Source organism: Asticcacaulis sp. P2_B1 (assembly GCF_056404915.1).
On record NZ_JBFUDD010000002.1, the window covers coordinates 597,043 to 619,442 of the forward strand.

The window sequence follows — 22,400 nt, forward strand, 5'->3', positions numbered from 1 at the left end:
TCAGGCTCCAGTCTTTTGCGTTTGGGGAGGGTTAGGCGAAAGCTTCGTTGAGGAAGGTTTCGAGTTCTTTGAGGTGTCGGCTCATCGTGCCGGCGGCGGTCGAGGCGGAGGCCGGACGGCCGACATAACGGGCGCGCTTGGCTTTCACCGACAAGCGGTCGAGCGTCAGTTCAAGCCACGGGTCGACGAACGACCAGCCGCCCATATTCTTCGGCTCTTCCTGGCACCAGACCAGCTCGGCGTTCTTGAAGCGGCCCAGTTCCGTCATCAGTGACTTCATCGGCCAAGGATAGAACTGTTCGAGACGCATCAGATAGACGTCCTTGATCTGCTTCTTTTCGCGGTCTTCCAGCAGGTCGTAATAGACCTTGCCGGAACACAGGATGACGCGGCGGATGCGGTCGTCGGAGACCAGCTTGACGCCGGCGACTTCGGGACGGCGCTCGGCATCGTCGTGCAGAACGCGGTGGAAGGACGAACCCTCGCTGATTTCCGCCAGCGACGACACGGCCTTCTTGTGACGCAGCAGGGATTTCGGCGTCATCAGGATCAGCGGCTTGCGGAACGGCCGGTGGATCTGACGGCGCAGGATGTGGAAATAGTTCGACGGCGTCGAGCAGTTGGCGACCTGCATATTGTCTTCGGCGCACATCTGCAGGAAGCGTTCGAGACGGGCAGACGAGTGTTCCGGCCCCTGCCCTTCGTAACCGTGCGGAAGCAACATGACGAGACCCGACATGCGCAGCCACTTGCGTTCGCCGCTGGAGATGAACTGGTCGATTATGACCTGGGCGCCGTTGACGAAGTCGCCGAATTGGCCTTCCCACAGGGTCAGGGTATTCGGATCGGCGAGCGAATAGCCGTATTCGAAGCCGAGCACGGCCTCTTCCGACAGGGCCGAGTCGATACCTTCGTACATGGCCTGGCCATCGCGCAGGTGATTGAACGGGAAGTAGCGCTCTTCGGTCGTTTGATCGACAAAGGCCGAGTGACGCTGGCTGAACGTGCCGCGGATCGAATCCTGGCCCGACAGACGGACCGGGAAACCTTCATCGAGCAGCGAGCAGAAGGCCAGGCTTTCGGCCGTCGCCCAATCGAGGTTTTCGCCCGAAGCAATCATCTGGCCGCGGCCTTCGATGACGCGCTTCAGCGTCTTGTGCATGTCGATGTCGTTGGGGATGGTGGTGATCTTGGTCCCCATCTCGACCAGCTTGGCGCGCGGCACCGAGGTCGTGCCGCGGCGTTCGTCTTCTTCTGGCAGGCCGAGGCCCGACCACTTGCCGTCCAGCCAGTCGGCCTTGGTCGCCTTGTACGACTTGCCGGCTTCGAATTCGCCGTCGAGATAGGTGTCGAACTCGGCGATCCATCCATCGAATTCGGCCTGGGTGCAAACGCCTTCGCTGACCAGACGCTTGCCGTACAGGTCGCGCGTCGACGGATGGTCCTTGATCTTGGCGTACATGATCGGTTGGGTGAAGGTTGGATCGTCGCCTTCATTGTGGCCGTAACGGCGATAGCAGAACATATCGACGACGACGTCCTTAGCGAACTTCTGGCGGAACTCGGTCGCCATCTTGGCCGCGAACACCACCGCTTCAGGGTCGTCACCGTTACAGTGCAGGATCGGCGCCGCCGCCATCAAGGCGACGTCGGATGGATAGGGCGACGAACGCGAGAAGCGCGGCGCCGTCGTAAAGCCGATCTGGTTGTTGATGATGAAGTGCATCGTGCCGCCGGTCTTGTAGCCCTTCAGGCCCATCAGGGCGAGACACTCCATGCCGACGCCTTGACCCGCAAAGGCCGCATCGCCGTGGATTAGCAGGCCCATGGCCATGCCGCGATCGGGATTGCCGTCGGTCTTCGACTTGTTGTGGAAGGCCTGCTTGGCGCGCGTCTTGCCCAGAACGACGGGATTGACGATTTCGAGGTGCGACGGGTTGGCGGTCAAAGACAGGTGGACATTATTGCCGTCGAACGACCGGTCGGACGAGGCGCCCATATGGTATTTGACGTCGGACGAGCCTTCGATGTCGGCCGGCAGCGATGTTCCACCCTGGAATTCGTGGAAGATGGCGCGATAGGGCTTGCCCATGACGCCGGCCAGCACGTTGAGGCGGCCGCGGTGCGCCATGCCGAAGATGATGTCGGAGACGCCGAGGTGGCCGCCGCGCTTGATGATCTGTTCCAGCGCCGGGATCATGGCTTCGCCGCCGTCAAGACCGAAGCGCTTGGTGCCGGGGAAACGGCGATGGCAGAAGCGTTCGAAACCCTCTGTCTCGATCAGCTTCTTGAGAATGGCGATCTTGCCTTCCTTGGTGAAGGAAATTTCCTTGTCGCGGCCTTCGATGCGCTCCTGGACCCAGGCCTTTTCGGCCGGATCGGCGATGTGCATATATTGCACGCCGACATTGCCGCAATAGGTGCGGCGGACGATCTGGATGATTTCGCGTAAAGTCGAGGATTCAAGGCCCAGCACGCCATCGATAAAGATCGGACGGTCCATGTCGGCGGAGGTGAAACCCCAATATTCCGGTGTCAGTTCCGGGTTCTGCACCAGGGGCTCGAGACCCAGCGGGTCGAGATTGGATTGCAGGTGGCCGCGGATACGGAAGGCACGGATCAGCATCAGGGCGCGGATCGAGTCGCGCGCCGCCGATTGGGTATCGGCGGTGGACACCGGCGCGCCCTTGGCGATTGCCTTGTCGGCCAGGGTCTTTTCGATCTTGGCCTGCACCGCCGGCCAGAAGCCGTCCATCGCGGAGATCAGGTCGTCGCGCGGCGCCGGCGTGGTGTTGGCCCATGAGCCCGCATCGGCATTGGCCTTGACCGTTTCGGGCCGGTCCATCAGCGAGTCGAAGAAGGCACGCCATTCGGCCGAAACCGAATTGGGGTCTTGCGCCCACTTTTCCTGCATCATTTCAATGAAAATCGCGTTCGTTCCGTACAGGAACGACGTCTCTGCGAACACCTGGTTCAGCCGGCCGGAATCATCCGCCATATGTATAACCCGTCGATGCGGCCAACTACGACACCGCATCCCTTCAATGTTTAGCCTGCCCTCATCTGGGCCTGAAACCGGCCAATTACGACACCGGTTCCAGTACGCTCTTACTCTAAAACAGGGGCTTTTTACAGCCCTTTAAGCACATTCAGCCCACTTAAAGATCAAAGACCCTTAAGCACGTTTAAAAGTGTTTCACCGAGTGCCGCCGGGGACGGGGCGACACGAATGCCAGCCGCTTCCATGGCTGCGATCTTGTCTTCCGCACCACCCTTGCCGCCCGAGATAATGGCGCCGGCGTGGCCCATGCGACGGCCCGGAGGCGCCGTGCGGCCGGCGATGAAACCCGCCATCGGCTTGATACGGCCGCGCTTGGCTTCGTCGCGGATGAACTGCGCCGCGTCTTCTTCGGCCGAGCCGCCGATTTCGCCGATCATGATGATCGACTTGGTGGCGTCGTCGGCGAGGAACATTTCCAGGACGTCGATGAATTCGGTGCCCTTAACCGGGTCACCGCCGATACCGACAGCGGTCGTCTGACCCAGGCCGGCATTGGTGGTTTGGAAGACCGCTTCATAGGTAAGCGTTCCGGAGCGCGACACAACACCGACGCTGCCCGGCGAGAAAATATTGCCCGGCATGATGCCGATCTTGCATTGGTTGGGCGTCAGGACGCCTGGGCAATTCGGCCCGATCAGGCGCGACTTGGAGCCCGACAGCGAACGCTTGACCTTGACCATATCCTGGACCGGAATGCCTTCGGTGATGCAGACGATCAGTTCCATCTCGGCGTCGATGGCTTCGAGGATCGAGTCGGCGGCGAAGGGGGGCGGGACGTAGATGGCGGTGGCGGTGGCGCCAGTGCGCTCGCGCGCTTCGGCAACCGTATTGTAGACCGGCAGGCCGATATGGGTGGTGCCGCCCTTACCGGGGGTGACGCCGCCGACCATCTTGGTGCCATAGGCGATGGCCTGTTCGGAGTGGAAGGTGCCCTGGCTGCCGGTGATGCCCTGGCAGATGACCTTGGTTTCGCTATTGACGAGAACGGACATGGATACTTAACCCTTCACAGCTTTGACGATCTTGGCGGCCGCATCGGCCAGATCGTTCGCGGCGATTACATTCAGTCCGCTTTCATTGAGAATTTTCTTGCCGAGCTCGACATTGGTACCTTCGAGGCGAACCACCAACGGCACTTTCAGGCCGACTTCCTTGACCGCCGTGATGACGCCCTGGGCGATGATATCGCACTTCATGATGCCGCCGAAGATGTTGACCAGGATCCCCTTGACCTTGGGGTCTGAGGTGATGATCTTGAACGCGGCGGTGACCTTTTCGGTCGTGGCGCCGCCGCCGACGTCGAGGAAGTTGGCGGGCTCGGAGCCATAGAGCTTGATGATGTCGAGCGTCGCCATGGCGAGCCCGGCGCCATTGACCATACAGCCAATTTCGCCGTCGAGGGCGATATAGCTGAGGTCGTACTTCGAGGCTTCGATTTCCTTCTCGTCTTCTTCGGTTTCGTCGCGCAGAGCGAAGATGTCGGGATGACGGAACAGGGCATTGCTGTCGAACGAACACTTGGCGTCGAGCACCAGCAGGCGATCGTCGCCCGTGATGATCAGCGGGTTGATTTCCAGCATGTCCATGTCCTTGGCCACGAAGGCCGCGTACAGTTGGCCGAGCAGCTTGGCGCCCTGCTTGGCGACATCGCCCTTCAGGTTGAGCGCGGCAGCCAGGGCGCGGCCATGGTGCGGGAAGACGCCGGTGGCCGGGTCGATGGTGAAGGTCAGGATCTTTTCCGGTGTATCGTGGGCGACGTCTTCAATGCTCATGCCGCCCTCGGTCGAGGCGACCACCGAGACGCGTGACGATTCACGATCGACCAGCAGCGACAGGTAGAGTTCCTTGGCGATGTCGGCGCCTTCTTCGATATAGAGGCGGTTGACCTGCTTGCCCTTGGGGCCCGTCTGAACGGTGACCAGGACGCGGCCGAGCATTTCGTCGGCGTTCTTCTTGACGTCTTCCGGCGTCTTGACGACGCGGACGCCGCCCTTGGCGTCGGGACCGAGGCCGACAAAGGTGCCCTTGCCGCGGCCGCCGGCGTGGATCTGCGATTTGACCACGAAAACCTTGCTGCCGTCCTTGGCCAGGTCCTTGGCGGCCTTGAAGGCTTCATCGGGGGAAAAGGCGGCGTACCCGCGCGGAACGGCGACGCCGAACTCTTTGAGGACGGCCTTGGCTTGATGCTCGTGAATGTTCATGGAACCGGTCTGAAATGCTGCCGCGAGGGCAAATACATGCAGGGCGGGCGCTCCGGCCCGACCTTCGAACGTGGGCTTTATAGAGATGCCTTTGCCTGTGTGCAACTGCTCAGTCACAGAAATTTGACTTATTTTGCCCGCGCGGCGGAGTCGGTTTCTCCTGATACCGTAAGCAATGGTAGCGCTACCTAATGACAGCGCTTTCCATGGCTTTATTGCTCCGGCAATCGCCCGCCGCCGTCGATGCGGCGTTCGGGCTAAAAAGCCTTACCCGAAAAACAATTGCCACATCAGACGGCCGGGAATGAAGGTCAACAGACCGGCAATCAACAATGCCCCCATGAACAGGCCGTAGGCCGCGGCGCCGTGCTTCTGGATCTGATGCGTCCGCGCCAGATAGATGATCACCGGAATCTGTATCAGGGTTATGGCGGACAGGATGTGTATGAAGCTGAAATGGCCGTGATTGACGTTGCGAATGAACAGGCTGGAAACCGCGATGACCGTCATGAAGATCAGCCAGGCCCAGCCGATAACGCGGTGCGGGATCGTGCCCTTGGGCGCCGCCAGTTGGAACAGGCCGACGGCGAAGGCGGCAATGGCGACAAACATATGGACAAGGACGACCATCGGCTGCTGGCCCAGCAGCGCCATGTCCGGGCCGTGCGGGTGCATGTGCTGAAAGCTCTGCGCGACCTGGGCGCCATATTGCCCGCGGCCGATAACGAACCAGACGATGCCGGCGGTAATGGCCAGGCCAAGCAGGCCACGGCGCAAGATGGTGCCCATGGGCAGGGCATGTTTCACGGGGGCGGAGGTTTCGAGATCGGTCATGGCGGGCGCCTTATCTTAAGCGATTGATGAGGGGCTGTATCTGCCCTAACCTGTAGGCCATCGATCGAGGGAGTTCCGGCCGGATGCGTGAAAAGCCGCAAGATCTACGTGAATCGGCGCCCGATGCCGTTCACGCTTCGCCAATTGCAAGCCTTATACTTATCGTGACGGCGCCGTGGGGCGAACGGACCTGGCTACGCGTCTACTGCATCGCCGTCGCGATGGCGGCGCTGCTCAGCTTCACCGGCGCCTTCGGTACGGCAAACCTGTCGGAATGGACGCGCTTCACCTACTGGCTGGTTGTCATGATGGGCGGGACCGTCGCCGTGCAACTGGTCAGCCTGGTCATGGATCGCTTCCTCCGGCTCGATCCCCTGCCCGACGCCATCGTCCAGTTTCTTGCCTTTACGCCGGTGATCACTGTTGTCGTGTGGCTGCTGACCACGGTGTTCGAAGGCTCGGCGTTCGACGTGCCCCGACTACGTTTCTTTGTCGGTCCGGTCGCCTGCATTACCGCCTTTATGTGCATCATCCAGTATCTCAGCCATCGCGAACCAAAACAGAGCCATGTTTACAGGACGTCGGAAACGAAAACCGAGCCCGGACATGCGTTTCGTGAACGTCTGCCGTTCAAATATCGTCACGCCGAACTCTATGCCCTGTCGGCGGAGGACCATTATCTCCGCGTCCATACCTCGGTCGGCGATGCCCTGATCCTGATGCGGCTGTACGACGCCATTCGCGAACTGGACGGCATCGAGGGCAGCCAGACCCACCGGTCATGGTGGGTGGCGAAGGACGCTGTCGCCGATGTAGCGCGCGGCGATGGAAGGCTGAGTTTAGGCTTGAAAAACGGCGTTTCGGCACCCGTTAGCCGCAGTTATCAGAAGACGCTGAAACAGGATGGCTGGGTTTAGGGCTTCTTTGGCAGCCCAAAATAATCCGACGGCGGGACGGGCCTGCGCGGCAAGCTCGGTTCGAGCTTTGTTCGTTGCAGGTCGATCGCCGCCACATAGGCATCGCGCGTGGTTATTAGACGCGGATCACTGACGGCCATAAGAGCGTCGCGGCGGAGGCCAAGCTCTTTGTATTGCCCCACGTCATTGTCGATCAGGCTTTCGGGCGTGACTGTAACAATGCCCGTGTCCTGACGTCCCGCATCGACGGCATCTTGCAAAAACATCGGCGCTTCGTCACGAATCGCGGGACCGTAACTGGCGTTCAGATATTCCGCGCCGGCCGCGTTGTGGGCGACGATCTTGTCCGCCGCCAAGGCGAGTTTCAGCGCATTGGGGTCCTTGGCGCGAACCAGGTCGGCGAGGTCGTCGATCATTTCCTCATCGATTTGTACGCCTTGTGGGCAGTCCGCTGACCGGCAAGCCGTCACATCGGCGTAAAGCGACTTGAAGGTCGGCTCACCGGGCGATTTCAGGAACGCCCTCCAGTGCCAGGCTGTAACAACGCCCTGCGGCGAACAGCCGGCCAGTCCAGCCAACAGCAAAATGCCAAGCCACTTTTTCATGATCGCCCCCGTTGTCAGGCGACCTTAGCATGCACCACGGTGACGGCAAGCCGTCACGCCAGTTCGTAATCGAAGACGTAGCTATGCACCCCGCCGGCGGCGATCTTGATCTGCATGGTGCCGGTCAGACCGACTAGGTCGTTCGCACCGGAATCAGGAATGACTTCGATACGCAATGACCCGTCGCCACGCGTCATGACGCCATAGTGCATGAGATAGAAGCTGCCGGTTCTGCCGCCAAGCCTGCCGGTCACCTTTTCGATGGCGACATAACCTGCGGAACCGGGCGTCGTCGTGCCGGCACTTAGCATCTCGCCGATGCCGGTACCGGAAAGGTCGCCGTGATAGGTCTTGTCGAGCGCATGGCGGCCCAACAGACCTTCGCCGGCCGCATGGACGGGCTCGGCCGAACGTTTGACGTCGAACCCGCCCTCGATGTGATGTTTCATTGCGCGCCTTCCAGGACCTTGTCGAGCTTGTCGAAGCTTTGGCCCCAACCGATACCGTTGCCAAGCTTGACATGGGCATCGCGCAAGGCGGTGTTGGGGAAGTGCTGGCGCACCGTCACCTGGGTGGCATCACCGTCGCTTTCGAACAGGACGCGGGTGACGATCGGGCCTGAGACATAGCTCTCGGCATAGCCGCCGGCTTCGACATAGGCGTTTTTGATCAGCTCGTGCCAGGCCGGCGGGTGACGGTCGAGCGTGAAGATCATAACCAGCAGTTCGTTTTCGACGACCTCTTCGAAGGTACCGTCGATCGGATAGGCGCCATCAGGCCCATGCATGGTGAGATTGCACACGCCGCCATCGCGAACATCCATGTCGACCGTGGTGGTAAAGACCTCCGGGCCCCACCATGCCGATATCATGGCGGGATCGGTCCAGGCGCGCCAGACCAGCGGCCGGGGCGCTGCGAAACGCCGCGTCAGGATGATGTCGCGGTCTTCGGTGATGATGTGCGTGTCCATGGCTTAGGGACTGCTTTTTAGGCTGGGGTTTCGCCGTTGAGCATCCACGGTGTACCGAAGCGGTCGGTGACGATGCCAAACTTGGGCGCCCAGAAGGTTTCCTGCAACGGCATGTCGACCTCGCCGCCGTCGGCAAAGGCGTTGAAGATGCGTTCGATGCGCGCCAGGTCGGACGAGGCGATGGTGACTCCGAACCCCGCCGGCTTGTTGTAACGCGACGGTGGCGCATCGGCCCCCATGATTTCCTGATCACCGATTTGCAGGGTCGCGTGCATGATCAAGTCTTCATCGCCGGGAAACATGTCCTTCATCGGCGATTCGCCGAAGGTCTGGATGAAGGTGATCTGGCCGCCCAGCGTTTCGGCATAGAAGGCGAAGGCCTCGGCGCACTGGTTGTTGAACGTAAGATAGGTGGTGATTTTCATAGCGATTCCTCAGGCTTTAACAACTTGGCTTTCGATAAACGCCGCGGCTTTGTCGAGCAGGTGACGGGTGCCGACTTCGCGATCTTCCGGTGTCGGATAGCCGTCGAGATGCGCGATCTGCTCGGTCAGCAAAAGGCGGGTCTTGTTGCCTTCCGCCGTGAATTCGAGAGTCGCCAACGAGACCGAAATCCGCTTGTCGTTGACGAACATATCATAGGTATAGACGATGCGCTTGTCCTGCACGACGTCGTGATATTGGCACTGGAAATCGCTGATCGTACCGTTTTCCCACCGGCCTTTCAGGCGCTCGGAGCCACCTTCGCGGAAGTCGAAATGACGTTCCAGTGCTGTCCAGGCCGAGGGGGCAGCGAACCATTGCGCCTTGGCATCCGCATTGGCCCAGGCGAAGAAGGCAAGCGCCGGCGGGGCATCGATCAGGCGGTCGATGGTGAAGGTATGGTGATGGCTGGAATAGGTCACGACGCGGAAGCTCCGGCAGCGGCGGCCGGCAAGGCCGGGCCGGCGAATTCGGCGTCGATGGCGAAATCGACCTCATCGCTGACGCCCAGACGCGAACCGGGCGCCGGAATGCCCATGCCCATACCGAAGTCCGAACGCTTCAACTGACCCGTCGCCGAAAAACCGATACGGGCATGCGGGTCCATGCCGGCCAAACCGGGATAGCCGCCGTTGAAGGTCACATCCATGGTCACCGGCTTGGTGACGCCGTGCAGGGTCAGGTTGCCGGTCACCTTGGCGGTGAAATCGCCGGTCTTTTCGACCTTGGTCGAGACGAAATCGATCGACGGGAACAGCTTGGCGTCGAAGAAGGTCTTGCCCATCAGCTCATCGTGGAAGCCGGCCGGCGGCGCGTTGAGCGCCAGGGACATCGGGTCGATATGAGCCGTCAGGGTGGCGGCTTCGGGATGGGCCGGATCGAGGTTCAGCGTGGCGTCGAACTTCGAAAAACGTGAGGTGTAGTGCGAGAAGCCGAGGTGGTTGACCTTGAAGGTCAAGGCGGCGTGGGGCGGGTCGATCTTGTACTCTCCGGCCGGCAGACCTTCGATCGAGGCTTTCGGGAAACCGGCGTCGAGATTGGCGGCGGCGACTGATGACGAGGCCGGGGCGGCGGCTTCGCCGGCAGGTTTGGGCGAACAAGCGGCAAGGACCAGCAGGCTGCAGCTTATCAGCAGGACGTGTTTCATGATTGTACTCCTTCGCTAAGCGTTTTGAGAGATTTGAGGCCGGCTTCGAAATCGGGGCCGACCATGGCTTCCATGCTGAAAAAGGTGTGCATCAGCTTGGTGATAAAGGGCGACGGCCCGAACATGGCCCAGGTGACGACGGTGGCGCCGTCCTGAGGTTGCAGGGTGAATTCGGCGCTGTTGGTGGCCTTGAACGGCTTGATGAATTGCAGCTTGATCAGCAGTCGCGTCGACGGTGAGGCTTCGATGATCTCCAAGCGGCCGGTGCCGGCCTTGCCCGTGCCCGACCAGTCATAGGTTGCCCCCAATCCCTCGGCAGGGCCGCCATAGCTGCGCGTCATATTGGCATCGAGTTTCTCCCACGGCGACCATTGCGGCCATTTGTGGAAGTCGGCGATATAGGGATAGATGGCCGCGGGCGACGCACTTATGGTAATCGAGCGCTGTAGTCGAAAGCTGTTCGGCTTGCTGACGACGACAATCAGAAAAGTTGCGACGGCCGCGGCCAAAAGGATAGCGATAATCGTCCACATCAGACTTTTTCCTTGACCTTATTAAGATAGGTATTGAGCGTTTCCATCATGTCGTTTGTGCCCTTGCGGCGATCTTCAGGGTGATCGATGCCGTCGACATAGATGATCTGCTCGGTCAGCTTGAGGTGCGAGCCTGCACCCTTGGCCGAAAATTCGAGGACCTGTTGCGAGGCGGTGAACAACTTGCCGTCCATGGTCATGATAAATCCCAGGATCAGACGTTCGTCGGGCAGGATGTCGTAATAGGCGGTGTCGCTGGTCATCCAGTTTGCCTCAGGGCTGGGTCGGCCGCGCCACAGTTCGTGGCCGCCGACGCGAAAGTCGAGGCTGTGGTCGGTGACCTCCCAGCTACCTTCGCCGCCATACCATTCGCGCTTGGCGGGGAGGTCGGTGAACGCCCAGTAGAGCAGGCTCACCGGATGATCGAAATCACGTTCGATGATGAACATGTCGGGATTGGCGGAGCGAGTCACTTTGCAGCTCCAATCTTGGCAAGATAGGCGTCGAGCTGCAGGAAGGTCCCGCTGAAGCCCATCTGCATGCTGGCGTGACCGGCCTTGAAGACGGTGCGTTCTTCCGGCGTGGCATTGATGGGATAGGACCGGCTTTCGGATCTCGTTTTCGTGCCCTCGGCCGTCAGGGTCTGAACGGCCAGAACCTCGAGCGGCCACAACGGCGCCATGGGATGGCGGACCGGCTCGCCGGCTTCGTTGCAGAAGGAGACGACATAGGCCAGACGCGTCGGCGCTTCGATCTCGCGGAACACCCACTTGCCCCACATGACCAGGCCGCCGGGCATGTCCATGCCGTACTGGAAGACGCCGCCGGGCTTGAGGTCGAGCGACTTGACCTTCAGCGTCGTGCCCGGAGGGGCGAACCATTGGCCGATATGTTCGGCCTTGGTCAGCACGTCCCACAGCAGGGCCGGGCTGGCGTCGAAAACGCGCGACAGGATGAAGACCTCGTCTTCGGAAGCGGGAGATTCAAGAGTCATTTGGGGTTCCTCAGATAGGTGTCTAACCGGTCGAGATTCTGCTCGTTGGCGTTTTGGATAAAAGGTTTCAGCTCTGCGTCCTGGCCCGGATCGAAGTCCATCTTCCACGTCAGGTCGGTAGCGCCGCCCACAGCTTCGAAGCGCATGGTCATGGTGAAATCGTGCATCGGCTGGATATGGCGGAAGACAATCAGCTCCGGGCGGACGATTTCGATAAAATCCTTGGCATTATCGAAGGCCTTGCCGGACTCGCTGGTCATGGTGAAACGCCACTTCCCGCCCGGACGAAATTCGAAGGTGTCGAAACTGTTGGTGAAGCCGTGCGGCCCCCACCAGTGCACCAATTGCTCCGGATCGGCGAAGGCATCGAAAACCCGCTCGCGATCAAAGGCCAGACGACGGGTATTGACGACTTGGAAGCCTGCAGTTTCAGTCGTTTCGGTCATCGTTGTTTCCCTTTTTCCTGAGGGTTTTCAGATAGGCTTCGAGGCGGTCGAAACGGTCTTCCCATAACTTTTTGTACCAGGCCCACCACATCGCAACCTCCGTAAAAAGTCAGTAAGGACCTCTTTAGTCAGTGCACTTCGCCGTCAGGCTTCAAGGTTTTGAGATACGCATCCAGCCGGTCGAAACGCGCTTCCCACATCTTGCGATATTCGCCGACCCAGGCGTCGACCTCTTTCAGAGGCTCGGGCTCGAGCTTGCACGGCCGCCACTGGGCTTCGCGCCCGCGCGAGATCAGGCCGGCGCGCTCCAACACCTTGAGGTGCTTGGATACGGCCGGCAAGCTCATCTCGAACGGCGCGGCCAGTTCCGTCACCGAGGTCTCACCGAGCGCCAACCGGGCCAGGATGGCGCGGCGGGTCGGGTCGGCAAGGGCGGTGAGGGTCGTGCTGAGGCGATCTTCGGACATTGAATATAACTAACTGGTTAAATAACTGATCGGTTAAATACGCTGCGATGAAAGAGGAGTCAAGCGGGGCCCGGCAAAAAAAAATTTACGGATAAAGGCGGGCCAGAATCCTGGCGGCAACCGAGGCGATGCGGCCGTCATCGCCGTCACAGATATCCTCGTCGAGCGTGACGCCGAGACGCACTTCCATGGCCAGCAAGACACGCACGGTCGACTGGGGATGGCTGCCGAGATGGAACAGGTTGTCGTCTCCAGTCAATCCCTTGAGCGCGAACACGTCTTCGCAGGCGTCGATCAAGCGCGCCTCGATGTCTTCCAATGACCAGGTGAAGGCAAGCGCAGGCCTCATGCGACATTCACCCGGGCGATATGACCACCGGCGAGACCCGGAACCACGTCCCAGCCCCCAAGCCGGTGGTTCATAAGGTTGTCGAAATCCATGACTGTGTACGCGAGATAAAACTGTGAAAGTTACATCCGGGGTTGATTCCACGGAAAACGCAAGCAGATCGTTAAGCCGTGTGACGTGCCCGCCATTCATCACGAGACTGCCCCCAGATATCGACAAGAAGATGGCTGTAAGGGTCGGGCAGACGTCCCTGCCCTAACACACGCGATCCCAATGCCTGCGCGACCTTGGCCGAACCGATATTGAGCGGGTCGATCGTGTGAATGACCTTGTCCCAGCCGAGCGTATCGAAGGCGAAGTCCATGGATGCGGCGGCGGCTTCGCGGGCATAGCCCCTGCCCCAATATCTCGACAACAGGCCCCAGCCGACCTCGCGGTCTGGCCAGCCATGCGGATAGATGGGCCCGATGCGGCCGATCCATGCGCCGGAAGCCTTTTCGATGACACTGAACATCGAAAACCCGTCGAGCGCCCAGGCCCCTGCCATGCCGCGCATATTGCGCCAGGCGACCGGTGCAGTCACAACACCGCCAAGATGCGTCATGGTTTCGGCATCGGCATGAAAGGCGGCAAAACCGTCGAAATCCTCGGCTGCCGGCGGGCGCAAGATCAAACGTGCGGTCTCGATCGTCGGGCTCATGATAAAAACCTCTCGCGATTGGTGGACCAGGCTTCGCGCGTCTGGCCCCACAGGTCGCGATCACCGGGGCCTATCGGGTCGGGCAGAAGACACGGCCCACCATTGGTCGAGCCGAGTTTGGTCGCCAGCTTGATCGATGCAGCATTGCCGGCATCAATGACGTGGTTGGCCGCGTCCCAGCCCAGCACATCGAAGGCATAGTCCATGCAGACGATCGCGGCCTCCAAGGCATAGCCTTTACCCCACGATTTCGACAGAAAGCCCCAGCCGACCTCGCGACCCGGCCAGCCCATGGGATATTGCGGCCCGACGCGGCCGATCATCTCGCCGGTCGCTTTTTCCAAAGCGCAAAACATGCCGAATCCATCCAGCGCCCATTGGCCGGCGACCATGCGCATCTGGCGCCATACCACCGGCGGGGTCACCGTGCCGCCGATCAGCTTCATCGTGGCTTCGTCGGCGAAGAAGTTACAAAAACCCTCGAAATCCTCAGCGATCGGCGGGCGCAGGATCAGGCGTTCGGTTTCAAGGGTGGGGCCCAAAGGCGAAACGTGGAGCGTTTTTGGGAGCGAGTTCAGAATGGCCATGCCTCTGGGTAGGCAATCGGCGCCTATTCGTCAATAACCGGCTATCGGTCAATAACAGGTTGGCGCACGACTCGATCGACATAGACATAACGCGTCACGGTGTGGGCACCTCCACCCCAGGCCGACAGGCCCAACAGGAAGCCGAAATCGTACCATCGCCCGATATTGGGAAAGGCGTACATGCGGATGGAATCGGAAAACAGGCTGAGCACGAAGGAGATCGGCGCCAGCAGGCCGTCGATCAGACCGCGGATAAAGGCCGGATCGCCGGCATGACCCATCGGGCGTTCGGCACAGGCCGCCAGGGCGACCAGCGCCACGCCGAAAGCGATAAAAATATAGGTGCGCTTCATGATATCCTCAGCTTGTCTTCTTGCAGGTGACCGCGGCCGTGCCAGGCGACGTGCCAGGCGCCTTGAACGTCGTCTCGTCACCCTTATTCCAGAATTCGTAGCCGCCGTCACTGGACGTGTAACGGGCGCCCGACGCGCTCATCGCCTGGGTCAGGAGGACGGTCTTGTTACCCCAGGTGAGGTAGAGCAGTGACGGGTCGACATTGATAAAGGTCGAGGTCAGGGTGCCGGTCGATCCCGGGCATGTCCAGCCGATCGGGCCGATGCTGGGGCCATCGACATCGGCACGCGCGGACGGATAGCCGGCGCGCAGGTCGCTGATGCGCTGGGCATAGGCGTTCGCCAGGCAACCCGTCTTGTCAGTCGTGGCGGTACAGGCGTCGCGTTGGGCCATCCAGCCGCCCTGGAGGCGGGTCAGTTGCGTGCGATCGGTATCGGCCGCCGTGTTGACGATGTCGTAGACGCGGGCCATTTCACCGTCGAGCCTGGCCAGTTGCGGATTGGCGCAGATGACGGCCTCGGCGTCGTCGGTCGTCTTGGCGCAATCGAAGCTGGGTGACGCGGTCATGGAACTTGACGACGACGCGGCCGCGACCGGATAGGTAACCGCGGTCGAGGTGGAGGTGCTGGTGGTTGTCGAAGTGCCGCTCGGGCTGCATGCCGGCAATATCAGCAACATCGGCGTCAACAGGGCCAAAACAGGTATCAGGATTTTCGGCGTCATGGGGGTCTCCTCAGAGTCCGGCCATTGTACCGCGGCGAAAATAAAAAAGCCGCCCGTTTCACGTGCGGCTTTTTGCAGGGCCCTCACCTCACCCGATTTTGTAGACCAGGCCGATATAGACCCGGCGGGCGACGAAGTGATTGTAACCGCGCTGGACAAAGGTCGAGGTGGTGGTGCTGTAACCTTGTTTGGCGCCGTCGAGCACATCGCTGGCGCTCAGATTGAAGCTCAGGCGCGGGGTCAGCCGCCGCGTCCAGGTGATATTCAGCGCGCTTGTCGCCGAGGTCTTGCCCTGGGGCACGATGCCGGGACCATTGGCATGGGCGTCGAAGGTCACGTCGTTGGCGCCGGAGCTATAGGCCAGGCTGAGATTGGCCGAATAGGACAGGCCCGATTGCCGCACAGGACCGGTCAGGTCGAGCGAGTCCAGGGTCACATGATAGAGGCTGGCATCGGCCGTCAGGTGCAGGTTTTCCGACGCCTTCCAGTCGATGGACTCGCTGACCCCGGCCGAGGCGCCGCTGCCGGCATTTTGCTTGCTGGTCAGCAGGATATTGCCGGCGGTGAAGGTGCGAACATCAACGACGGTGTCGCGGCTTTGGCGGTAAAAAGCGCTGAGACCCTGACTGAAACCGTCGCGATCTTCATCATAGGTCAGTTCCAGCGACTTGACGCCTTGCGGCTTCAGGTCCGGGTTGCCGGTATAACGGTTTTGCGCGTCGCCATAGGCGATATATGGGTTGAGATCGCGAGGATCCGGCCGTTGCAGGCTTTGGCGATAGCTCAGCGTAACGCTGCGGTGAGCGCTGACGGTGTATTTCAGGTGCAGGCTGGGGTTCAGGCTGTGATAGTCGGCGCTATTCGTCGGCACCAAAAGTCCCGATCCCACAGCCTCGGCGTCGAGACGCGTAGACAGGGTCTCGAAACGGGCGCCGATGAGGGCTTCCCAGTGGTCGGCCCAGACGAACTGGCCGGTGATATAGGCGGCGGTTTGCGTGTCGACGACCTGATAGCGGTGGGTGATGGCCGGATCGACCGTTTCGGCACCGGTGTCCGGGTCAAGATTGCCGAAATGGTTGCCGATAATGTTGGCGTCGCGTTGAAAATCGAGGCCGAGGCCGAGCTGACCGGTCTTCAGAAGCGGGCGGGCATAGTCGAGAGTGGCTTCATCGAGGCGGCGGCCCGCCTTGTTGGCGACGCGGGCATAATCGGGCGGCTGGATCGGAAAGACGAAGGCATTGACGAACGATTTATCGACCAGATTGATAGTATCGCTGTGTTGCAGGGCAGCCTTCAGCACCGTGTCGTCGGTTTGGCGGTTGTAGCTGAGATTGAAGCTGTCATCCATCTGCTGGTTAGGGCCGATGGAAATGTGGTGATAGGCGTCGGTCACGATGCCCGAAGCGTAGTTCTGATCGAGCTCATCGAAATAGGGGCGCGAGCGGCGAAAATTATAGGTGGCCGAAACGCTCAAAGAGTCGGCATTGCTGAGATCGTAATCGAGGCCGGCCGAGGCATTTTGCGTCATGCGGCGGATAAAGACGTCGGACGATGACAGGTTTTCGCCGGAGGCGCCGGTCGACGGATCGCGCCAATGGACATCCGAGCGGCGGAACTTCAGCGTGCCGTCGCGACGCGACCCGATCGATCCGTGTACGGACAGTTTGTTCTTGCTGTAGTCGCCGGACAGGTTGGCGTTCCACAAACCCTGGTCGCTGGCATTGGCGCGCACCGCCATATGGCCACCGGGTTTGCGGTTCTTCTTCAGCACGATATTGATGATGGCGCCGCCATTGGCATTATAGGCGGCCGATGGGTTGGTGATGACCTCGACACTGGCTATATCCGAGCCCGACATGGTTTGCAGGGCAAGGGCGCGATTTTCGCCGGACATGACCGCCGACAGCTTGCCATTAATCATGACGGTGACATTATGATTGCCCTTGATTGCAACATCGCCGTCGGGTGACACCGAGACGGTTGGGGTCGATTGCAAGACATCCTGGGCCGTGCCGCTCTCGGCCTTGGCGTTATTGACAGTGGAATAGACGGTCTTGTCGAGCTTCTTGGTCACCGGCTTTTTGGCGCCCTTGACGACCACGGTGGTGGCGGGATCCGGAGCCTGATCGCCGCCTTGAGCGCTTTCTTGAGCTCTGGCCGAATCCGGCCGAACCAACAGCGCGACAGTGATCAGCAGGAGCGCCTTTAAAGACACGATGTTCCTCTCCGTCCGGCGCAGCGTCGGCAAGACTGTTAAGATTTTATTAGGGTTTGGCATCCGGCAGCCGAAAGCTGCATTTGCGTCTGTGCGTGGGCAGGCTTTGGATAGCAAGGCTTTGTGGAAAGCGCAAACAATGATAATTGGGCTTAGCCATTAGAAAAATTTGGATCCAGCATGCCCCGTCCATCCCTGCCGCTGAATGCCTTGCGCGCTTTCGAGGCCTCGGCACGGCACCTGAGCTTCACCCGCGCGGCGATCGAACTGTGCGTGACCCAGGCCGCAGTCAGTCATCAGGTCAAGCTGCTGGAAGAACGGCTGAATGTCATCCTGTTCAAGCGTTTGCCGCGAGGATTGCGGGTGACGGCAGAGGGTGAGGCCCTGTTGCCCGTGCTGACGGAATCGTTCGACCGCATGGCGGAGTTGCTCGATCGGTTCGAAGACGGAATGGTGCGCGAAGTGGTGACGGTGGGCGCCGTCGGCACCTTCGCGGTCGGTTGGCTATTGCCGCGGCTGGCGCGTTTGCGCGAACGTCACCCGCATATCGAACTGCGCCTGTCGACCAATAATAACCGCGTCGACCTCGCCGCCGAGGGGCTGGACTACGCCATCCGTTTCGGCAGCGGCGCCTGGCACGACACGGTGGCCGTTCCCTTGTTCGAGGCGCCTCTGTCGGTGCTGTGCCTGCCGCAGATCGCCGCAAGCTTGCGCACTCCGCGCGACCTGCTGTCGCAAACCCTGTTGCGCTCCTACCGGCCGGACGAGTGGTCGGGCTGGTTCGAGGCTGCCGGACTGGGCAGTGGACCGCCGCTAACCCGGGCCCTGATGTTCGACTCGTCGCTGGCCATGATGGAAGCGGCAGCCCAGGGGGCGGGAATCGCCCTCGCCCCGCCGCTGATGTTCGAGCGCCTGTTGTCCTCGGGCCAGATCGCGCAGCCCTTCGACATCTATGTGTCGCGCGGCAGCTACTGGCTGACCCGGCTGCGCTCCCGGCTCGAGACCCCGGCCATGGCGCAGTTCCGCGACTGGCTGGAAGAGTCACTGCCGACACCTGGCTCCGGCGCGCCGTAAAGGCAAGACGGCAGCAAAAAAGGGCTCCTCGCGGAGCCCTTTTCAGAGGTCGTTGCCGTGGATTTAACCCAACGACGGATCGATCGTCTTACAGGCCGCGATCAGGCCCTGGACGCTTTCGACCGACTTGGCGAACATCGCCTTTTCGTCGTCATTGGTCGGGAACTGGATAATGCGCTCGGCGCCGTCCTTGCCGATCACCACCGGCACGCCGACATAGAGGCCGCGCAGACCGTATTCGCCGTTAAGATAGGCGGCGCACGGCAGGACGCGCTTCTTGTCCTTGAGGTACGAGGTCGCCATGGCGATGGCCGATTCGGCCGGGGCATAGAAGGCCGAGCCGGTCTTCAGCAAGGCGACGATTTCGCCGCCGCCGCCGCGCGTGCGCTTGACGATGGCGTCGAGCTCGTCCTGGGTGAACATGCCCTGATTGACGCATTCCGGCAGAGGCAGGCCGCCGATCGTCGAATGGCGCACCATCGGCACCATGTCGTCGCCGTGACCGCCGAGGGTCCAGGCATGGATGTCTTCGACCGAAACGCCGGTCCGCTCAGCGAGGAAATAGGCGAAGCGCGCCGAGTCGAGAACGCCGGCCATGCCGACGACCTTGTTGTGCGGCAGGCCGGAAAATTCGCGCAGCGCCCACACCATGGCGTCGAGCGGATTGGTGATGCAGATAACGAAGGCGTTCGGGGCATATTGCTTGATGCCTTCGCCGACGGYCTTCATGACCTTCAGGTTGATGCCCAGCAGGTCGTCGCGGCTCATGCCCGGCTTGCGCGGCACGCCGGCGGTGACGATGCAGACGTCGGCATCGGCGATGCCGGAATAATCATTGGCGCCCTTCAGGGTCACATCCTTGCCGAAGACGGCCGTGGCTTCGGCGATATCGAGCGCCTTGCCTTGCGGTGTGCCTTCCATGATGTCGAACAGGACGATGTCGCCCAGCTCCTCGCGGGCGGCGATGTGGGCCAGGGTGCCCCCGATCATACCCGAACCAATCAAAGCGATCTTTGCGCGTGCCATGGGAACCCCTTTGTGTGCCGCAATACCAAATTTCTGGCTGCGATCTAATCCTTACCAGCCTCAGGTGCAAGTGTTTGCTGCGCTGCCGTTGAAAAAGTCATCACGCCATCCGGAACGATCTAACCGGCGTGGAAGAGGGCGCCCATCAGGTCCGACTTGCTGACCAGGCCGTCGAGCCGGCCGTCGCCGTCGACGATCATGACGTGGCGGCGGTCGCCCTTGGCCAAAATCGTCAGCAGTTCGGTGGCCGGCGCATCGGCGCGGGCGGTGGCATAGGTTTGGCGCATGACGTCCTCGGCGGGCAGGCCGTCAGCCTTTTTCAACGCGTCGTCAAGACGCAACAGCCCCAGCAGCTTGCGATCGGGATCGACAACCGGCAAGGCCTTGATATCATAGCGGTTCATGGTCGCCAGGGCGGCGCTCAGCCGCGTTTTCGGCGTGATGGTGCGCAGCTTGGTCGTCATGATCTGGCCACATGTCATCTGGGCCGCCAGGCGCTGATAGGCCTGCATTTCCGTCTGCTCGATCAGCTTCTCGACGTCCTCGCGGCTGATATCGAGGGCTTGATTGTAGCCCATCAGAGCGGCTTCAAGATCGGAGGGGTCGAAGCGATGCAGGGCCAGGTGATGCGCCTGATTGGCCGGGGTTTGGCGCTGGGGATAGGTATGGCCGGTCAGACGGTGATAGGCGACGGCGATGGTGACCAGAACGATCGCATTGATGATGACTGGAAACAGGATGAAGGCGTAATCACCGGTCTGCGAAATCACCATGAACAAGGCGGTACCGCCGCCGGACGGATGCAGGCTGCGCGTCATCACCATGAAAGCGGCCGCCAGGGCGACGCCGACTCCGGCTGCCAAAGCCGTGTGGCCGAGCAGGTGAAAGGCGAGAATCCCGGCCAGGGCCGACAGGGCATGGCCGCCGACGATCGGCCATGGCTGGGACATGGGCGAGCCGGGCACGGCGAACACCTGGGCCGCCGAAGCCCCCAGGGGCGCCATCAGCCACCATTTGAGATGGCCTTGCGATTGCACAAGACCACACAGCAACGCCGTCAGTCCGATACCGACAAACACGCCGACGACCATGATGAGGCGTTGGCGATAGGTCAGGACGGTCGGCGGCGGTATGAAGGATTCGAGCCACCCGGGCAGGGCAAACGTTTGAGACATGGTCTGTCGTTTGCCCGCCCGTGGCCGTCAAGTCAATCGGCTGCCGCTTCGGCCTTGCCATACCAGTTCAGGTTACGCGTCAGCACCATGACGGCGGCGATGACAATAAAGGCGGCGCAGGCGCCGATCAGCAGGGCGTAATCTTCCATGCGCATCAGGGTATAGATCAGGGCATAGAGCAGCGCGAAAATGACCAGGGCGGCGACGCCGCGGCCGATACTTTTGAACACCATGCCGGCATAGGCGGATATCAACCCGACCGTGGCCGTAGCGGCGACAGCGAAGGCGGCGTCGAAACCGATGCGTTCGGCGAACGACAACAGAAGCAGGTAGAAGGTGATCTGGGCCAGGCCGATCAGGATATATTGCGCCGGATGCAGTTCACGCTTCGATGTGCTCTCGAAGACGAAATAGGTGAGGAACACCAAGCCGACGAAAAGGAGCGCATATTTTAGCGACCGGCCGACATTCTGGTACGGGTTGGTCGACTCGACAAAGGATACCGACAGTTCCGATTTGCTGAGCGACGACAGGTTGCCAAGCGTGATAACGGCAGGCAGGCCGCGCGCGACGAAGGGGACCGACCAGGTCGCCTTGAAGCCCGACTTCAGGTCGTCCTCGCCCTTGACGAGGGGCGTGCCGCTGTCATGGTGGAAGGCGCGCGTCGCCGGCAGGAAACCACCGCCGAAGGACGGCGTATTCCAATCGCCGGACAAGGTGACGCTGGACGACTTGGCAAAGGCCAGAACACCGAGTTTCTGGGCACCGGTAAAGCTCATATCGAGGCTGATATCATGCTGAACGGCGGGATCGAGGCCGCTCAGCGGCGCCGAAAACAGATCGTAGGCGCCATTGCCGTTATTGGTATCCATTTGTCCGCTATCGGCGGCTGGCGCCAGGGTGGCCGGATTGCGGTCGACGACCGCGACGATATCCTTCATGGCGCCGCGTGAGTCGCTGGCGCCGGACAAGAGCTGGGCGTGACCCCAGTCGAGCTGGCCGCCGTTGACGGGCGCCGTGACCTGCGACAGGTCGAAATGGGCGGTGAAATGCAGATCGGACTGATAGACCGGCACGCGGAACAGGGAGCGCGAGCGGACATTGGCCTTGCTGGTGGCCACCGCCTCACCGGTGATCGGAAAGACGATCAGGGTATCGGTCGAGGCCGGAACGGTGACGTGGTTGCCGCTGCCGTCGATATCGATGCGCGCCGGCACGGTATAGGGCACGGCGATGACCGGCCCAAGGAAGGTCTGCGGTCCGCCGACCAATCCGCCGATTTCTTCGGTCACCTGATGAGCGCGTTCGGTGCGTTCGTGGAGCAGGAGGAAGACGAAGCCGGCCGGGATGGACATCAACACGGCGAGGACGCAGACGATCAATAGCTTGGCGCCCTTGCTGCGGCCGAAGCCGGGGCGCGTTGTGGATGGCGGGGGTGGTGGTGGCATGTCGTCGTTCATATGGGTCTCCCTCTCGAAGGCCTTCAGGATAACATAGCTCGTATACATGACAACAGAAAAATGAACAATGTTCAAATAA

At 61.0% G+C, this 22,400-nt stretch carries 26 protein-coding genes; 2 read left to right on the top strand and 24 right to left on the bottom strand.

The genetic code is table 11. The annotated features are described in order from the left end of the window. Nucleotides 1-31: 31 nt before the first annotated feature. The 4 genes from AC1DX3_RS07045 to AC1DX3_RS07060 all read right to left on the bottom strand — a co-directional run bounded on the left by AC1DX3_RS07045 (nt 32) and on the right by AC1DX3_RS07060 (nt 6,096). Nucleotides 32-2,998 (bottom strand): 2-oxoglutarate dehydrogenase E1 component, encoded by a 2,967-nt coding sequence (locus tag AC1DX3_RS07045; protein ID WP_476988543.1) that lies wholly within the window; start codon nt 2,996-2,998, stop codon nt 32-34. A gap of 167 nt (nt 2,999-3,165) precedes the next feature. Further along, entirely contained in the window at nt 3,166-4,053 is an 888-nt protein-coding gene (gene sucD, locus AC1DX3_RS07050; RefSeq protein ID WP_476988544.1) for a succinate--CoA ligase subunit alpha, read from the bottom strand. Between the two features lie 6 nt (nt 4,054-4,059). After that, nucleotides 4,060-5,262 carry an ADP-forming succinate--CoA ligase subunit beta gene (gene sucC, locus AC1DX3_RS07055; RefSeq protein WP_476988545.1) on the bottom strand — a complete coding sequence of 401 codons (1,203 nt, stop codon included), beginning with the start codon at nt 5,260-5,262 and terminating at the stop codon, nt 4,060-4,062. A 267-nt stretch (nt 5,263-5,529) separates the two neighbouring features. Beyond that, a complete protein-coding gene (locus AC1DX3_RS07060) occupies nt 5,530-6,096 on the bottom strand; it encodes a DUF2306 domain-containing protein (RefSeq protein ID WP_476988546.1) in 567 nt (188 codons plus the stop codon). An 83-nt stretch (nt 6,097-6,179) separates the two neighbouring features. Here AC1DX3_RS07060 and AC1DX3_RS07065 point away from each other — a divergent pair, with 83 nt between their 5' ends. Next, the gene (locus tag AC1DX3_RS07065) at nt 6,180-7,013 is read left to right on the top strand and encodes a LytTR family DNA-binding domain-containing protein (RefSeq protein ID WP_476988547.1); all 834 of its coding nucleotides are present in this window, start codon (nt 6,180-6,182) and stop codon (nt 7,011-7,013) included. Here AC1DX3_RS07065 and AC1DX3_RS07070 read toward each other — a convergent pair. The 17 genes from AC1DX3_RS07070 to AC1DX3_RS07150 form a co-directional block, all read right to left on the bottom strand. Beyond that, on the bottom strand, nt 7,010-7,618 hold the full coding sequence (locus AC1DX3_RS07070; protein WP_476988548.1) for a hypothetical protein: 609 nt from the start codon (nt 7,616-7,618) through the stop codon (nt 7,010-7,012). The genes AC1DX3_RS07065 and AC1DX3_RS07070 overlap by 4 nt on opposite strands. A 53-nt stretch (nt 7,619-7,671) precedes the next feature. Then, nucleotides 7,672-8,067: a DUF3224 domain-containing protein gene (locus AC1DX3_RS07075; protein WP_476988549.1), complete on the bottom strand. Its 396-nt coding sequence runs from the start codon at nt 8,065-8,067 to the stop codon at nt 7,672-7,674. After that, nucleotides 8,064-8,588, bottom strand: coding sequence for an SRPBCC family protein (locus AC1DX3_RS07080; RefSeq protein WP_476988550.1), 525 nt, complete (start codon nt 8,586-8,588; stop codon nt 8,064-8,066). Before AC1DX3_RS07080 ends, AC1DX3_RS07075 begins: the two co-directional genes overlap by 4 nt. A 17-nt stretch (nt 8,589-8,605) precedes the next feature. Next, nucleotides 8,606-9,013 carry a VOC family protein gene (locus AC1DX3_RS07085; RefSeq protein ID WP_476988551.1) on the bottom strand — a complete coding sequence of 136 codons (408 nt, stop codon included), beginning with the start codon at nt 9,011-9,013 and terminating at the stop codon, nt 8,606-8,608. Nucleotides 9,014-9,022: 9 nt separating this feature from the next. Further along, nucleotides 9,023-9,493, bottom strand: coding sequence for an SRPBCC family protein (locus AC1DX3_RS07090; RefSeq protein ID WP_476988552.1), 471 nt, complete (start codon nt 9,491-9,493; stop codon nt 9,023-9,025). Further along, nucleotides 9,490-10,218 carry a YceI family protein gene (locus tag AC1DX3_RS07095; protein ID WP_476988553.1) on the bottom strand — a complete coding sequence of 243 codons (729 nt, stop codon included), beginning with the start codon at nt 10,216-10,218 and terminating at the stop codon, nt 9,490-9,492. Before AC1DX3_RS07095 ends, AC1DX3_RS07090 begins: the two co-directional genes overlap by 4 nt. Continuing rightward, entirely contained in the window at nt 10,215-10,751 is a 537-nt protein-coding gene (locus AC1DX3_RS07100; RefSeq protein ID WP_476988554.1) for an SRPBCC family protein, read from the bottom strand. Before AC1DX3_RS07100 ends, AC1DX3_RS07095 begins: the two co-directional genes overlap by 4 nt. Continuing rightward, nucleotides 10,751-11,224: an SRPBCC domain-containing protein gene (locus AC1DX3_RS07105; protein ID WP_476988555.1), complete on the bottom strand. Its 474-nt coding sequence runs from the start codon at nt 11,222-11,224 to the stop codon at nt 10,751-10,753. Before AC1DX3_RS07105 ends, AC1DX3_RS07100 begins: the two co-directional genes overlap by 1 nt. Continuing rightward, nucleotides 11,221-11,745, bottom strand: coding sequence for an SRPBCC family protein (locus AC1DX3_RS07110; protein ID WP_476988556.1), 525 nt, complete (start codon nt 11,743-11,745; stop codon nt 11,221-11,223). Before AC1DX3_RS07110 ends, AC1DX3_RS07105 begins: the two co-directional genes overlap by 4 nt. Then, nucleotides 11,742-12,191, bottom strand: a complete 450-nt coding sequence (locus AC1DX3_RS07115; protein ID WP_476988557.1) for an SRPBCC domain-containing protein — start codon at nt 12,189-12,191, stop codon at nt 11,742-11,744. Before AC1DX3_RS07115 ends, AC1DX3_RS07110 begins: the two co-directional genes overlap by 4 nt. Nucleotides 12,192-12,319: 128 nt before the next feature. After that, nucleotides 12,320-12,658 (bottom strand): ArsR/SmtB family transcription factor, encoded by a 339-nt coding sequence (locus tag AC1DX3_RS07120; RefSeq protein WP_476988558.1) that lies wholly within the window; start codon nt 12,656-12,658, stop codon nt 12,320-12,322. 85 nt (nt 12,659-12,743) lie between these two features. After that, nucleotides 12,744-13,007 carry a hypothetical protein gene (locus tag AC1DX3_RS07125; protein WP_476988559.1) on the bottom strand — a complete coding sequence of 88 codons (264 nt, stop codon included), beginning with the start codon at nt 13,005-13,007 and terminating at the stop codon, nt 12,744-12,746. Nucleotides 13,008-13,170: 163 nt separating this feature from the next. Then, nucleotides 13,171-13,707, bottom strand: coding sequence for a GNAT family N-acetyltransferase (locus tag AC1DX3_RS07130; RefSeq protein WP_476988560.1), 537 nt, complete (start codon nt 13,705-13,707; stop codon nt 13,171-13,173). Beyond that, complete coding sequence (locus tag AC1DX3_RS07135; RefSeq protein ID WP_476988561.1) at nt 13,704-14,294, bottom strand: GNAT family N-acetyltransferase; 591 nt, start codon at nt 14,292-14,294, stop codon at nt 13,704-13,706. Before AC1DX3_RS07135 ends, AC1DX3_RS07130 begins: the two co-directional genes overlap by 4 nt. A gap of 41 nt (nt 14,295-14,335) precedes the next feature. Beyond that, on the bottom strand, nt 14,336-14,647 hold the full coding sequence (locus tag AC1DX3_RS07140) for a hypothetical protein (protein ID WP_476988562.1): 312 nt from the start codon (nt 14,645-14,647) through the stop codon (nt 14,336-14,338). Nucleotides 14,648-14,654: 7 nt separating this feature from the next. Then, nucleotides 14,655-15,371, bottom strand: a complete 717-nt coding sequence (locus tag AC1DX3_RS07145; RefSeq protein ID WP_476988563.1) for an MliC family protein — start codon at nt 15,369-15,371, stop codon at nt 14,655-14,657. An 88-nt stretch (nt 15,372-15,459) separates the two neighbouring features. Continuing rightward, nucleotides 15,460-17,586 carry a TonB-dependent receptor gene (locus AC1DX3_RS07150; RefSeq protein WP_476988564.1) on the bottom strand — a complete coding sequence of 709 codons (2,127 nt, stop codon included), beginning with the start codon at nt 17,584-17,586 and terminating at the stop codon, nt 15,460-15,462. A 180-nt stretch (nt 17,587-17,766) separates the two neighbouring features. Here AC1DX3_RS07150 and AC1DX3_RS07155 point away from each other — a divergent pair, with 180 nt between their 5' ends. Next, entirely contained in the window at nt 17,767-18,660 is an 894-nt protein-coding gene (locus AC1DX3_RS07155; protein ID WP_476988565.1) for a LysR substrate-binding domain-containing protein, read from the top strand. Nucleotides 18,661-18,723: 63 nt separating this feature from the next. On the opposite strand, the gene mdh is transcribed toward AC1DX3_RS07155, so the two are convergent. From mdh to creD, 3 genes are all read right to left on the bottom strand, one after another. Continuing rightward, on the bottom strand, nt 18,724-19,686 hold the full coding sequence (gene mdh, locus AC1DX3_RS07160) for a malate dehydrogenase (protein ID WP_476988566.1): 963 nt from the start codon (nt 19,684-19,686) through the stop codon (nt 18,724-18,726). A 119-nt stretch (nt 19,687-19,805) separates the two neighbouring features. Continuing rightward, nucleotides 19,806-20,861: an HPP family protein gene (locus AC1DX3_RS07165; protein WP_476988567.1), complete on the bottom strand. Its 1,056-nt coding sequence runs from the start codon at nt 20,859-20,861 to the stop codon at nt 19,806-19,808. Nucleotides 20,862-20,893: 32 nt separating this feature from the next. Next, entirely contained in the window at nt 20,894-22,321 is a 1,428-nt protein-coding gene (gene creD / locus AC1DX3_RS07170; RefSeq protein ID WP_476988568.1) for a cell envelope integrity protein CreD, read from the bottom strand. Nucleotides 22,322-22,400 lie beyond the last annotated feature (79 nt).